The organism is Oxalobacter vibrioformis, from assembly GCF_027118995.1.
Taxonomy (GTDB): domain Bacteria; phylum Pseudomonadota; class Gammaproteobacteria; order Burkholderiales; family Burkholderiaceae_D; genus Oxalobacter; species Oxalobacter vibrioformis.
In genome coordinates this window covers 2,431,408-2,444,305 of sequence record NZ_CP098242.1, presented here as the reverse complement: position 1 = coordinate 2,444,305, position 12,898 = coordinate 2,431,408, and the positions used below count along the sequence as shown (strand labels likewise).

Sequence of the window (12,898 nt, the reverse complement as noted above, 5' to 3'; positions counted from 1 at the left end):
CTAGACTACAATTGCAAGCTCTGACCTGACCACTCCACGCGCTCCCCTCCGCACCCCCTTACCCGCTCGCAAATCAACCCTTGCCATCTTCATCGCCACTGCCATTGTCGCAAGTCCGGCCATGACGCACGCCGATACACTCACTTATACCGGTAATGCCAGTGACCTGAAGCTCATACCGGCATGGGTGCCAGGCATGTCCAACGATCTTTACCCCGGCACCCGGGCAAACCCTTCGGGTTCCGGCAATACCATCATCATCGACTATGATCCCGCCGCTACCGGTATGGCTAATCCCGGCTACGTCTCCGGCGGACTATCACAAACTGAGGCCTCCTGCAATACCGTTATCCTCCGTAACGGTTATGTCCGGTTCAATGTCAACGGCGGGGAGGTCTACTCCACCGGCACCGACAGCAGCACCGCAAACTACAATACCGTCATCATCAACGGCGGTAGTGTCAGTAGTGTCAACGGCGGGTATGCCAACTCCACCGGCGGCACAGGCAACGCTACCGCAAACTACAACACCGTCAACATTACCGGCGGCACCATTCGCAACACTGTCTACGGCGGGTATGCTTCCTCCACCGGCGGCACCCGCACCGCAACCCACAACACAGTGACCATCGGACAAAACGCCCGACTGGCAAATATCACAGGGATCTACGGCGGCCGCGGCATGAGTATGGGCGACAGCTTCACCGGCAACACCCTCAATATCGCCGGGCAGCATACGGTAGGCAGCATCTATAGCTTCGAGCACCTCAATTTCACCCTCTCCAACAGCATGGGCAATGGCGATACGCTGGTTACGGCTGACGTAGTCAACCTGAACATGGGCGCTCCCGCTCCAGGCACAGCCTCCACCATCGGCCGCATCGATATCGCCAGCGGCGGCACGCCCCTGGCCGCCGGCAGTACGGTTACGCTGATTGAGGCGACGACCGCCTGGAACAGCGGCTCCATTGCCAATTCCACCGCCACCGGCATGAAGGGCATGTCCCTTCTTTATGAGTGGGAAATTGATACTTCGGGTATTACTCCGGGAAGTGCCAGCACCCTCAAAGCCACGGCCAGATCATTTCGCCTCAACCCCCAGACCCATGCCCTGCTCTCAGGCCGTTCCGCACAGGGCGCCCTCTTGAACCAGGGCGCTGATCTGGCTACCGGCAGGGGGATTGCCAATATGAAAGCGTCTGTAAAGGCTGGCAACCAGAGCTTTCTCGCCATGCAGGGTGGATCTTCCCGTTACAAGACCGGCTCGGGGATTGATATGGATAGTTTTGCCTTTATGGGCGGTGCTGTATGGGGAACGAAGCTGAATGCATCGACTGATACGGCTTTTGGTCTCTTTTTTGAAACGGGTTCGGGCAGTTATAACAGTTCGAACAGTTTTACGAATATGGCAAGCGTGAGGGGTAGCGGGAATACGCACTATATCGGAGCCGGTCTGCTCGGCTCTCTGGAATGGGCCAACGGGCTTTATACGGATGCCTCGCTTCGTTTCGGGCGGGTGGAGAGTGATCTGTCCACGAGTGTGGTGAATTACGGGCAACGGGGCAGCTATGATGATACGACCAGTCTTTATATTGGCGCCCACCTGGGGCTGGGGTACATCTGGCAGATGACCAGGGCGGATGTGCTTGATGTGTATACGCGTTATGTCTGGACTCATACGAATAGTGATGATGTACGGGTATTGGGAGATAAATACCACTTTGACAGTGCGGATTCTCATCGCTGGCGCACGGGGATGAAGTATGGTCATACGATCGGGAATTTTACGCCTTATGCAGGGCTGGCTTATGAGTTCGAATTTGACGGCAAGGCTGGCGGCCGGGTACACGGGTACAACCTGAAGGAAACGGATATGGGCGGCTCTACCTTCGTTGGTGAGCTGGGGCTGACCTGGGTGCCGGCGTCTATGCGTAATGCGTCCCTTGACCTGGCGCTGGAGGGCTTGGCCGGGGAGCGCGACGGCTTTATGGGGAATGTAAGGTTTAATTACCGGTTCTGATGCCACGTTGTAGCGTGTGCCAAATGCAATGCGGCGCACGATGGGCGTTCGCCAGGGGTGAGTACTTTGGCTTTGCCAGCATCCGGGGTCGTGCGCTTCGCCGCAGGCTCAGCACACGCTACGTGATATGCCTGTTGTGCTGCTTTTTCAAGGCAGCTTCGCTGCCATACCGTCTGCGCAGCAGGGATCCATACCACACAGCCGGTACATCCCCCCCCATACCGCATACCCATCGTGCGCCGCACTGCGTTTGGCACGCTCACTGCGTTCTCTGCACGCTACGAGGCAAACGCCACAACAAACGCATCTCATCACAACACCCTTTCTCCTTGATATATAACAAAACCCCTCCCCCCTTCTTCCTTTAGGATGAGTTTGCCACTCTGAAGCAAGGAGGATTTATGGACGCACAAACGTTTGAAAGCAAGTACCGGATCGACCTGGGAGCGACATATCTGATGCACCAGATGCGCTCCGGCGCCCCGCTGCATTATCATTTCAGCGATGGCTACAGCTATGACGTCATCAAGCGCAATACGTCTGAGAAGGAACTGTTGAATATGGCCCGCAGCATTGTTTACCTCAACGGGCACGGACAGGAAATGGTGAAAGAGGTGCTGGATGATTTACGGCAGTTACGCGCGGGTCTTCACAATCCCTACAAGGTGCTACGGCAGCCGGAAGTTATCCAATAGCGTGCAGTTTGCCGCTGCTGCCTGAATTCTGGTGGATGGTTGACAGCGAGGCATAGGCGTCAGCCGCTTTCTGGCCGCGTGCCGCAGCAGCGCCGGAAAGATCGATACCGGATGATTTTTTGTCATCGGTGCTGCCGGATGAGGTGGCGCCGGTCTTGCCGAACCGGGTTTCTTCTGCTTTTTCGCTTTTTTCCGCCTGTGCCGCAGTGCGCTTTTCTGCGGCTTCTTCACGTGCCAGCTTGCTTATCTCGGCTCGTGCGGTAGTGGCTTTTTGTGTAGCGCCGGCAGCAACGGAAAGGTCCTGGCTGGATGGGTTGGCCGGTGCAAGCGCCGCCCTTTTCACAAGTTCGGCCATCCGGAGGGCTTCTTCTGGGTCATTGGTTGAAGGGGTGCGGATGGAGACTTCGCCGCCATCAATATATCTTTGATCGTCAGGACCCGTGGTGTAGGTATAGGTGGCGGCACTGGCGTACTGGCCGCCTACGGCCTTGTGTGCGGCTTCATGGGCGATGACTTCCTGCTCTCGTTGCTTTAACTGGCTGATTTCATTTTTGATGGAAGGATCATCTGCCGGGGCTTTTTCGGCATCGCCTGTCTTGTCGGTGCCGGTTTTTTCCGCGTCTTTTGCCTGCCCTGCCTCATCGGCTGCGGCGGCGTCTGATTTTTTTGTCTGACCGGGCAGTACGATTTCGGGCTTATCAGCGGCGGCGTCTGATTCTGCCGCCTGACCCGGCAATATCACTTCGTCTTCGGCCTTGGCAAAAGGCATGCCCTGCAAGGCCGGGTTTTCTTCTTCTGCGGATGTCGTACCCATGACAGGGGCTTTTGTACCCGGATCGGTGGCGTGAGTATGGCCCATGCCGACAGTACCAGGGCCGGTAGGCGCCCTAACGGCCCTGCTGTAAGTCAGGGCTTCCTGAGTGGCGGCAGTACCGGTTGAAAGCATGATTTCAACGGACTTTATTTTTCGGCGACTTTTTTGGTCGCTACACTGGGAAGGTGGTTTTTCTTCTTCTATTTTCCGGTTTTCGGCCACACGCGCCCCCTGCTGCCCGAAGGCGCTTTGCAGCATGGCACTGGTGTGGCTGGAATCAATCCGCATATCCCCCCGGAAAAACGCCTTGATAACTGAATTATAACTGATTTTTCATTTTCCGCAGAGAAATGTTCCTTTCAGGGAACATACTGTTGCGGGCCGATTTGTGCGCGTCGGCATAACGCATTATCCTATTGACAACTTAATTTCATGTTACGACTCAAGGAATCTTTGATGAAACAGCTTGTTCCTGCCATTTTCGCGTTATTGATTTGCCGGGTGCGGGAAAAAAAGCGATACCCCGTCTAAAGAAGAGGCGCACAAAAGCACACTTCACTTTGTGGCACTGATGGTGATGGATGACCTGATCGAAAAAGGACAGCGCTCGGATTATGCTATCCTGCTGCCGAAGGAGATGCGACTGGCAGGCCATGTCAGGAAGGCGGAGGCGATCAACCTGGAATACGCGCAAAATCCCAGGCAGGCGGAATTCATCAGCTATGGGAGATATGAGAAAACCCGGCGCTTTTATGAAGTGAAACTGCATACGGAATTTACCGGGATTTTTACAAAAACGACACATATCCTGTCGGCAAATTCGGTCTGTCGTACCGGCAGCTATGAGGCATGTATGGGAATCAGGGAAAAGGGACTGCCCGAGGGCAATGCAGAAAGCCAAAAAGCCATACTGGCAAAAATAGCGCGCCTGCCACAAACGGATGAGGCAAGGAAATAGCTTTTCGGCCCGGCAACAAGGCACAGGCGCAAAAACCCCTGTGAGGGAAAACGATGAAGTTAAAGAAGATTGACGCAACGGGAAAGCCGTACCGTATTTTTGCGGAGCACCTGGAAAGCCAGGCGATTGACCAGTTTGTCGGCGCGATGCAGTTAGACAGCGTGTTAAAAGGCGCACTCATGCCCGATGCCCATTCAGGCTACACCCTGCCGATAGGCGCTGTGGTGGCGGTACAGGGGATGGTTTATCCCAGCTTTGTCGGTTATGACATCGGCTGCGGCATGTGTGCGATGAAGACGACTTTCCGTCCGGCCGATATTCGCACCCATGCGCCAGCCATTTTCAAGCGGATTTATGAGCAGCTTCCGGTGGGCTTTGCCCATCGCAAAACCCCGTCCGAATGGGGCGACTTCAAGCGGCTTGACCACACCCCTCACCTGAAAAAGCTGATGGTGAACGGCGGCCTGAAGCAATTGGGGACGCTGGGCAGCGGCAACCATTTTGTGGAGGTGGGCGAGGATGAATCCGGCGCGGTGTGGATCGTGATCCATTCGGGCAGCCGCAATATCGGGCATTCGGTGGCGACGCATTACCTGAAAGCGGCCTCCCCCGATGGCAGGCCGCGGGAAGGGTTTTTCGGGCTCTTGACCGATTCGGCAGCCGGGGAGGATTATATCCGCGATATGGCGTACTGCCTGGCATTTGCGCTTGAAAACCGTCGCCAGATCATGCACGTGGTGGCTGACGCCATTGCCTCGCAGGTGGAGGGAAAACTCATTGTCTCCAGCCTGATCAACCGCACCCACAATCATGCGGAAAAAACCGGCGGGCTGTGGATTCACCGCAAGGGCGCCACCCATGCGGAAGACGGCATGCCGGGTGTGATACCGGGCAATATGCGCGACGGCTCTTTTATTGTGCGCGGCAAAGGCAACCCGGAAAGCCTGTCATCCAGCTCGCATGGCGCGGGACGGGTGATGGGGCGAAAGGAAGCGAAAAGAAAGATTGACCTGGCGTCCTTTGCTGCGGACATGAGGGTGCGTGGCATCACGGCGAAGGTGGATCGTCACACGCTGGATGAAGCACCGGGCGCCTACAAGGATATTCATGAGGTCATGGCCATGCAGGCCGACCTGGTCGATGTCCTGCACCATATCCGCCCGATCATCAATATCAAGGGATAGCCGCCGGCTTTCTCTTTCTGCTTTTCTCCTCCCGGTGCGCATCAAGGTGCATTATCACGATGCGGCATAAGCATATGAAAACTCAATCGTTAGGATTCCCCCTGCCAGTCTCCTGAAATGGCACACTTGGGTATAACTGCAAAAAGCAGGAATCCGGTCAAAATAACACGAAAAAAACTGTCCGGATATCACAAGACTTGAAGCAGAAAACAGACACTGAAGGTTCTTATGAAATCCCTGAAGAATCTCTCTCCCGGCAAAACGCTGATCTTTCTGGTATCGCTTTGCCTTTGTGCCATTCTGGTCGTTTTTTTGATCGGGCATAAATCACGTGCGGAAAACATGCCAATGGAAGGACCATTCGCGCGGTTATCCCTGTCAGGGGACAGTCTGCCGTTTTCACGCGCTGCTTTTCAGTGCTCAAGAAGCATCCGGCGTGATATTTCCATGCAGAAAAAGCAGATGAAAAAAATGGAAAACCCGGGTATCATTGGGAAAAATGGCCCGCCGGCAAAAGAGGCTGACTAAAAGGTTTTTGCGCCTGTCACAAGACATGACGCAGCAAACAGACAACGACAACAGATGAAGACTGTAAGAAATCCGTCCCGGGCGGCCATTCTGACTTTCCTGGCATCTTTCTTCCTTTGTGCGGTTCTGATCACTTTTTCGATCCGGCACAAATCGCGTGTGGAAAGCATGGCCATGGAAAGGGTTATCGGCGAGAAAAGCGCACGGATCAGCGAGGTGCTGACCCGGCTGCTGTACAAAACGCAGGTGCTTTCCACACTGGCGATTGAAAATGACGGCAATATTGAGCGGTTTGAGCGCGTTGCACCAGCCATTGTGGACGATCCGGCCATCCTGAATATCGTGATTGCGCCGGGGGGCATTGTCTCGCATGTGTATCCCTTGAAGGGCAATGAACAGGTGCTTGGGTATGATCTTTTTGGTGAAGGGGAAGGCAACCAGGAGGCTATCCTTGCCCGGGAAAGGGGCCAGTTTGTCTTTGCCGGGCCTTTTAACCTGGTCCAGGGCGAAAAGGCGCTGGTCGGGCGGCTGCCTGTCTGGAGGAAAGCGGCTGAGGGAGAAAAAGCCTTCTGGGGGCTGGTCTCCGTGGCGCTGAAATACCCGGAAGCCTTTGCCGGCACGGGCCTGGATGACCTGAAAAAGGCCGGATTTGATTATGAAATCTGGCGAATCAACCCGGACACGCAAGAACGGCAGGTGATTGTACGAAGCAGCCGGGAGTACGTCAGCAGCACAGGCTATATCGAGATGCCGCTCAGAATCCTGAATGCCGAATGGGTTTTCCGGATATTGCCGGTGCGCGCCTGGTATACCTGGCCGGAAAACTGGATACTGATCCTTGCCGGGATTTTCATCAGTACGCTGATTGCGCTGGTGGTGCAGAACAACCACGAACTCAGGCATATCCATAATGATCTGGAATCAATGATACAGACCGATTCACTGACCGGCATCCTGAACAGGAAGGGTCTTTTTGACCGGCTTGACGGCCTGATCACAGAGAAAACGGCCTTTCAGCTCTGTTATATCGATCTGAATTATTTCAAGCTGATCAACGATATCTATGGGCACCATATCGGGGATTATGCCCTGGTTGCGTTTTCACGGAAAATGCAGGAGCACCTGGGTGAAAACGTCATTTTTTCGCGGATATCGGGGGATGAGTTTGTCCTGGCACGGATTGGCGATCCGCTTCCTGTCACCCAATGCGACAGTTTCTGGGCAGGCGTGGAAGCCGATTTTACGCAACCGCTTTTTTCGGCCGGCAGCGAAGCCATCACGCTGACTTTCAGCAGGGGTATCGCCCTTTTTCCGGACGATGGCAATACTGTGGATGAACTCATCTGCGCGGCAGACCGAAAAATGTATGCCGCAAAAAACGCCCGGTACGCCGTGGAAAAGAGGCGGCGCCATACCGACAGGTTCTTGCCGTAAACGGATCGGGCGGCAACAGAAACGGTTGCCTGATTTTTGCCTGCTTTTTGATCGATTCTGTTTGTTTGTCCAGGGCAAACACGGTATGATTCGCTCTGTTGAATTTGTCCGGATATTCCGCGTCACATCATGAAAAAGCTTTTGACCTGTTTTTTGTTCCTGCTGGCGCTTGCCGGCTGCAAGGACGCGCCCAAACCGGTCAAGCCGGAAGACATGAACGCCGGATATGTCCATTTTGCTGCCAGCCTGATCCTGGAAGATGTCATTCACAAGGGCGATGCCTCGGTTTATGCCCAACTGGTGCAGTCCCGTCCCCTCTCCCCGTACAAAATACTTTATGCCGATAACGTGATCGGGGATTTCAGGCGTGATTTCTCGTCTGCGGAAGACCGGTACTACCGCCTGCGCGGGACCGGGGCCGTCGTGCGCGGCACGGTTGCCGGTGTTGACAAGGCGGAGCAGGAAGTGATTTTTGTGAAAGAGGACGTGGAAGGAAAGCCGCCTTTTACCGGCACACTCCGCATCTCGCTTGACAGGGAGTTCTACAAGGATGGCGCGATGCCGGCCTATGAAACAGGCGCTGCCGCCACTTTCATGTGTACGCAATACCGTCCTGTCCATGATTTTAAAAATGAAACAATGCACAAGGTTGAGATCCGCATGATCGAGTGCAAGTCAGCGAATGATTATTATGGTGAAGTCCAGGACAGGATAAAGGAACGCCTGACAGATATTTATGCAGGCCGTGAATCGGTCAATCCTGATCTGGCAAAGGGCCTCGCCGCCCTGTACCTGACCGGGCAATCGGTCCCGGAAGATTCTGTCTGTCTTTACGGCGGCTACCTGGCCTGCCATGAAAACCTGGTGGATGAATTTGCCCGCAAATGGGGTGAGGTCAAGGTGGAAAATATCGGCAATATGGATATCGATCCGGAAAAGGTAACTTCCCGGAAAATTGAACAGGTAAAATCCGGCCCGGCAGAGCGCCCGGAAAATGCGGACCGCTCACCCTCGGGTGAAAAAATCCATGAGCAGCCTGAAGGGGTGACAAAGCAGAAGGAAGCCATTTCCCGGGTGAAAGTCCCCGGTGCTGACTGATCCGGAACAGAAAACCCGCAAAAAGCGGGTTTTTTTATCACTGCCACCCATTACCCGCCCCGGAAGTTGTCCCATCTGCTTTGACTAACCCTGGTGCTTGGTGTAATGTGGATTGTTAGTGTCAAACCCGATATACAGGAGCCAGAACATGAAGAAAATTATTCCTGTTGCATTGCTTTTGCTGGCGATCTCCGGCTGCGACAAAAAGACGAAGGAAGAGTCCAGCCAGGGGCTTAATCAGGGCAAGATCAATTTTGCCACGATCCTGGTACTGGATGACCTGATCACCAATGGCATCAATTCGGATTTTGTCTCGCTCTCCCCTGTTCCTATCGTGAATCCGGACGACACGGTAGCGGCAGATGCCATCCTGGAGGATTTCCGGCGTGACTTTGTGGATGCGCAAGACCAGTATCCGCTGAAACTTTCCGAAGGGCTTTCCATCACCTGGAACCTGGATCACAATGCGGACACGCAGTACGGCATGTCTTTCCACAAGGAAGACCGGGCAAAAAACATGGTGTTTGCCGGCAAGCTCTCACTGCGCTTTGACCCGGAATACTACAGCGCCACCCCCTACCCGACGTATTCAAAGGATTCGAGCGCAACGGTTATCTGCCGGGAATTTACCAGTGCAACGGAACGGAAAAACGATTACCTGCTCTGGGTGGAGGTGGCTTTTGACAAGTGCATGGCTGCCACCGACTATTACGCCTCGGTCAGAAGCCAGTTGAAAAACCAGCAGGAACCGCTAAAGGAGCGCCTGGCGAATATCTACGCGGGTAAGGAGGAAGTGAACGAGGATATTGCCCAAAAACTGGTCGCCTACTACCAGGCAGGCGGTGCCTTTACGGCGGATTCGGTGTGCATGACGGGTGGGCGGGAAGAATGCCTTGCCAACCTGAAAACGGAGATTATCCGCAAGTATGACGACGCGAAAGCCACTGATATCGACAGCCTGAAGGTGCGTACCAGCGAAAAACCCCAGCCGAAAAAGGCAGAGGAAGCCAAACCGGAAGGGGATGCGCCCAAAGCGGATGTAACGCTGGAAAAACCGGCAGTGGAGGAAAAAGCGGCACCGGACAACAAGGCGGCGGCACCAGCAGTAACGGAAGAGCCGAAAGCGGCAGGCACCGCCTCTGAGCCAGTGGAAAAACCGGCTGAGGCAGCGCCTGCCCCGGCGGACAAGCCCGCTGCCGCACCAGGGGGTGAAGCAAAACCGGCCTCCTGAGCACCGGCAAAAGAATGAGGAAAACCCGCAAACATGCGGGTTTTTCTTTGTGTTTTTTCCATGACGGGGTATGGTTTCATTGACAGGAACCCAATTAAACGGCACATGAAGATACTGGCTTTTATCAGGAACTGGACCCTGCCGCTGGCGATGGTCGCGGGCGCGGCAGGCTTTCCCGTAATCGGCTTTTTATCGCCCATCACGCCTTACCTGATCTTTGTCATGCTGCTGTTGACCTTCTGCCGCATCCCGCTGTCTGACATCCGTTTCAAGATGGAGCATGCGTGGCTGCTGCTTATCCAGATCGTCGGCGGGATGGGGGTGTATTTTGCCCTGGTCCCCTTCAATGTGCTGGTCGCCGAAGGCGCCATGGTCTGCGTGATGGCGCCCACGGCAACGGCAGCGGCTGTCATCACCGACAAGCTGGGCGGCAGTGCGGCAAGCCTCACGAGCTTTACGATTTTATCCAACCTGGGCACGGCGATAGCGGTACCGCTTTTCTTTCCGGCCATCCACCCCATGTACGAAAGCCTGGGATTCTGGGCGGCCTTTTTCATGATTTTCGGACGCGTGCTGCCGCTGCTGGTGGCACCTTTCGTTATGGCTGTCGTCCTGCACCGTTTTTTGCCGCGTGTGCACAGGAAGCTCTCTGCCATGCACAGGGCATCTTTTTACCTCTGGGCGATGGCGCTGATGATTGTCATGGCGCAGACGACGAATACGCTGGTGAACGAACCGGCTGAGGGGATGACTGAAATCTGAATTGCCGCCGGGGCGCTGCTGGTATGCTGCGGACAATTTTTCCTGGGCAAGAAAATCGGCGCCGTCTATGGCGAGCGGATCACCGGCGGGCAGGCGCTGGGACAGAAAAACACCATCCTTGCCATCTGGGTGGCGCACACCTACCTGACACCGATTACGGCGGTAGGCGCCGGCTCTTACGTGGTGTGGCAGAACCTCATCAATTCCTGGCAGCTCTGGCGGGAGAGGAAGCGGCAGGAAGCGGGGCTCGTGAAACTGCCGGAGTGATGGGGCTGTGGTGACGCGACGGCCCCCTTACACATCATATTCCCCCTCCAACCCCTTCGCCAGGTAATGGCTGCCCAGCGACTGGTTGTAGCAGTAGCACACGTCTTCCATGCGGACTTCGGTAAAGATCTTCGGCTCAGCCACGGCCCAGTTGCCCCTTTTTCCGGTACTTTTGCGATACACAAACCAGGCTTCGTCTGCCCGCATGGCATTGCCGATACGGGAGCGGACATCATAGACGAGGATGCCCTCTTCCTTTTCCACCCCGACACGCCAGTCCTGGTTGATAATGCGCCTGATGTCGTCTGTGAGTTCGTTTGCCATGGGGTGATTTTATCCTGCCTTTATGCGGGGCTCTTTTTGGGGATGCCTGTTTTCGCCACCATAACGAAAAAACAGCGCAAGGACAAGCGTCTTTGTCAGGGACATGCCCCTGTGGAAACGCCCCTTCTACAGCACGCTGAGCCAGATAAAGAGGGTAATGACGGAACCGATGGTGGAAAGCAGGATGGTGCGCGAGGCGATGCCAGCGCCTTTGCCGTACATTTCGGCGAGCATGAAGGGGCCGGTGCCGGTGGGCATGGCGGAAAGGATGACAGCGGTCTTTGCCCAGATGCCGGGCATGGAAAAGACGTGGTAGGCAAAAAACCAGGCGATGAGCGGCTGGACGATGAGCTTGAGTAAAACCAGCTCGATGGAGACGAGCGCACTGGTGGTTTCCTGTTTCTGCGCCAGGAAAAGGCCGGTGGCAACGAGCGCACAGGGACAGGCTGCCGATCCCAGCAGCTTGATGCCCTGGGTCACGCCGCCCGGAAAATGGATGCCGGACGCGAGCATGATGCCACCGATGACGGGCGAGACAATGAGCGGGTTTTTGATGAGGGAGACGGCCAGGTCTTTGAAGGCGGCCCCGATACTTGCGCCTTTTTTGCTGCTGATTTCCATGAGGATGATGGAAAAGGCGAAGTTGAAGGAAACGGTGAGGATACCGGCAATGACGGCCGGGGGGAGGCTTTCCTTGCCGAAAGCGAGCAGGCACAGGGGGATGCCGATGTAGCCGGTATTGGCGTAGGATGCTGCCGTGGCGTCAATGGTGGCCCTGGCCAGGTTTTTGCTTTTCATCCAGTGAAACAGGAGGACGGGAATGAAGAGGACAGCCACGCCAATCTCGAAAGCGATGATGAAGCCGGGCTGCCACAGCGCCTCAATACTGCTGCTGATGATGATGTCGATAGTGAGTGCCGGGAGCGCCAGGTAGACGACAAAACGGTTGAGTTCGGTGATGGCGGCAGCCGACATGATGCCGGTGCGCCGGAAAGCGTATCCCAGGGCAATCAGCGCAAAAACCGGCAGGACGATATTGGCAACTTCAAGCATGGGTCTGGTCTGTGGCTTTTCGCAATCGGTTGACGGGACAAATGCGCAAAAAAACCACCACGGATATCAACCATACCAGTGGTGGTTTATGCTGGCAGAAATTTTACGCTTTTATATCAAGCGCTGCTATCCCTGCCTTGGCAATGATGACATCTTCATGAGACTTGGCGCCGGAAATACCGACAGCACCGACACACTGCTCGCCGACCATGATAGGCACGCCGCCTTCCAGCAGCCCTTCGATATGGGGCACGGAAAGCACGGCATAGCGGCCATTGTTGATCATGTCTTCATAGATACGGCTTTCGCGTACACCCATGGCGGCGGTCTTGGCCTTGTTGGGCGCGATATAGGAGGCGATGGGCGCGACATTGTCCATGCGTCCGAAACAGAGGAGATGGCCGCCGTCATCAACGACGGCAATGGCGACACTCCAGCTGTTTTTGCTGGCTTCTTCTTCTGCGGCGGCCATGATTTGCCGGGCCTCGTCCAGTGTCAGTACGGGTTTGGTATTCATTGTTTCCTCTTTT

Annotated in this window: 14 protein-coding genes; 10 read left to right on the top strand and 4 right to left on the bottom strand. The window is 55.3% G+C overall.

Annotation, left to right across the window (positions count from 1 at the left end; translation table 11 throughout):
- Positions 1–121 precede the first annotated feature (121 nt).
- Together NB640_RS12095 and NB640_RS12090 are read left to right on the top strand one after the other, a co-directional pair.
- Positions 122–2,020: an autotransporter domain-containing protein gene (locus tag NB640_RS12095; RefSeq protein WP_269308950.1), complete on the top strand. Its 1,899-nt coding sequence runs from the start codon at positions 122–124 to the stop codon at positions 2,018–2,020.
- A 401-nt stretch (positions 2,021–2,421) separates the two neighbouring features.
- The gene (locus NB640_RS12090; protein WP_269308949.1) at positions 2,422–2,715 is read left to right on the top strand and encodes a hypothetical protein; all 294 of its coding nucleotides are present in this window, start codon (positions 2,422–2,424) and stop codon (positions 2,713–2,715) included.
- On the opposite strand, the gene NB640_RS12085 is transcribed toward NB640_RS12090, so the two are convergent.
- On the bottom strand, positions 2,705–3,817 hold the full coding sequence (locus NB640_RS12085) for a putative metalloprotease CJM1_0395 family protein (RefSeq protein WP_269308948.1): 1,113 nt from the start codon (positions 3,815–3,817) through the stop codon (positions 2,705–2,707). The two genes, NB640_RS12090 and NB640_RS12085, sit on opposite strands and share 11 nt — an antisense overlap.
- Before the next feature lie 274 nt (positions 3,818–4,091).
- Between NB640_RS12085 and NB640_RS12080 the strand changes: the two genes are divergently transcribed.
- From NB640_RS12080 to NB640_RS12045, 8 genes are all read left to right on the top strand, one after another.
- Positions 4,092–4,487: a hypothetical protein gene (locus NB640_RS12080; RefSeq protein WP_269308947.1), complete on the top strand. Its 396-nt coding sequence runs from the start codon at positions 4,092–4,094 to the stop codon at positions 4,485–4,487.
- Between the two features lie 53 nt (positions 4,488–4,540).
- Positions 4,541–5,671, top strand: coding sequence for an RtcB family protein (locus NB640_RS12075; RefSeq protein ID WP_269308946.1), 1,131 nt, complete (start codon positions 4,541–4,543; stop codon positions 5,669–5,671).
- Between the two features lie 228 nt (positions 5,672–5,899).
- The gene (locus NB640_RS12070) at positions 5,900–6,199 is read left to right on the top strand and encodes a hypothetical protein (RefSeq protein WP_269308945.1); all 300 of its coding nucleotides are present in this window, start codon (positions 5,900–5,902) and stop codon (positions 6,197–6,199) included.
- A gap of 54 nt (positions 6,200–6,253) precedes the next feature.
- The gene (locus tag NB640_RS12065; RefSeq protein ID WP_269308944.1) at positions 6,254–7,633 is read left to right on the top strand and encodes a diguanylate cyclase domain-containing protein; all 1,380 of its coding nucleotides are present in this window, start codon (positions 6,254–6,256) and stop codon (positions 7,631–7,633) included.
- 129 nt (positions 7,634–7,762) lie between these two features.
- On the top strand, positions 7,763–8,731 hold the full coding sequence (locus tag NB640_RS12060) for a hypothetical protein (protein ID WP_269308943.1): 969 nt from the start codon (positions 7,763–7,765) through the stop codon (positions 8,729–8,731).
- Between the two features lie 148 nt (positions 8,732–8,879).
- Positions 8,880–9,962, top strand: coding sequence for a hypothetical protein (locus NB640_RS12055; RefSeq protein WP_269308942.1), 1,083 nt, complete (start codon positions 8,880–8,882; stop codon positions 9,960–9,962).
- A gap of 33 nt (positions 9,963–9,995) precedes the next feature.
- On the top strand, positions 9,996–10,724 hold the full coding sequence (locus NB640_RS12050; RefSeq protein ID WP_269308941.1) for a transporter: 729 nt from the start codon (positions 9,996–9,998) through the stop codon (positions 10,722–10,724).
- 129 nt (positions 10,725–10,853) lie between these two features.
- Positions 10,854–10,991, top strand: coding sequence for a hypothetical protein (locus NB640_RS12045; RefSeq protein WP_269308940.1), 138 nt, complete (start codon positions 10,854–10,856; stop codon positions 10,989–10,991).
- Positions 10,992–11,018: 27 nt separating this feature from the next.
- On the opposite strand, the gene NB640_RS12040 is transcribed toward NB640_RS12045, so the two are convergent.
- The 3 genes from NB640_RS12040 to NB640_RS12030 all read right to left on the bottom strand — a co-directional run bounded on the left by NB640_RS12040 (position 11,019) and on the right by NB640_RS12030 (position 12,885).
- On the bottom strand, positions 11,019–11,315 hold the full coding sequence (locus NB640_RS12040) for a hypothetical protein (RefSeq protein ID WP_269308939.1): 297 nt from the start codon (positions 11,313–11,315) through the stop codon (positions 11,019–11,021).
- A gap of 126 nt (positions 11,316–11,441) precedes the next feature.
- Positions 11,442–12,368, bottom strand: coding sequence for an AEC family transporter (locus NB640_RS12035; protein WP_269308938.1), 927 nt, complete (start codon positions 12,366–12,368; stop codon positions 11,442–11,444).
- Positions 12,369–12,471: 103 nt separating this feature from the next.
- Complete coding sequence (locus tag NB640_RS12030) at positions 12,472–12,885, bottom strand: GlcG/HbpS family heme-binding protein (RefSeq protein WP_269308937.1); 414 nt, start codon at positions 12,883–12,885, stop codon at positions 12,472–12,474.
- Positions 12,886–12,898 lie beyond the last annotated feature (13 nt).

Excerpts from the sequence above, each read along its gene's own strand:
- NB640_RS12070 (WP_269308945.1), top strand. The coding sequence starts at position 5,900 with ATGAAATCCCTGAAGAATCTCTCTCCCGGCAAAACGCTGATCTTTCTG.
- NB640_RS12065 (WP_269308944.1), top strand. The coding sequence starts at position 6,254 with ATGAAGACTGTAAGAAATCCGTCCCGGGCGGCCATTCTGACTTTCCTG.
- NB640_RS12060 (WP_269308943.1), top strand. The coding sequence starts at position 7,763 with ATGAAAAAGCTTTTGACCTGTTTTTTGTTCCTGCTGGCGCTTGCCGGC.
- NB640_RS12095 (WP_269308950.1), top strand. The coding sequence starts at position 122 with ATGACGCACGCCGATACACTCACTTATACCGGTAATGCCAGTGACCTG.
- NB640_RS12075 (WP_269308946.1), top strand. The coding sequence starts at position 4,541 with ATGAAGTTAAAGAAGATTGACGCAACGGGAAAGCCGTACCGTATTTTT.
- NB640_RS12040 (WP_269308939.1), bottom strand. The coding sequence starts at position 11,315 with ATGGCAAACGAACTCACAGACGACATCAGGCGCATTATCAACCAGGAC.
- NB640_RS12090 (WP_269308949.1), top strand. The coding sequence starts at position 2,422 with ATGGACGCACAAACGTTTGAAAGCAAGTACCGGATCGACCTGGGAGCG.
- NB640_RS12050 (WP_269308941.1), top strand. The coding sequence starts at position 9,996 with ATGCGGGTTTTTCTTTGTGTTTTTTCCATGACGGGGTATGGTTTCATT.
- NB640_RS12055 (WP_269308942.1), top strand. The coding sequence starts at position 8,880 with ATGAAGAAAATTATTCCTGTTGCATTGCTTTTGCTGGCGATCTCCGGC.
- NB640_RS12030 (WP_269308937.1), bottom strand. The coding sequence starts at position 12,885 with ATGAATACCAAACCCGTACTGACACTGGACGAGGCCCGGCAAATCATG.
- NB640_RS12035 (WP_269308938.1), bottom strand. The coding sequence starts at position 12,368 with ATGCTTGAAGTTGCCAATATCGTCCTGCCGGTTTTTGCGCTGATTGCC.
- NB640_RS12085 (WP_269308948.1), bottom strand. The coding sequence starts at position 3,817 with ATGCGGATTGATTCCAGCCACACCAGTGCCATGCTGCAAAGCGCCTTC.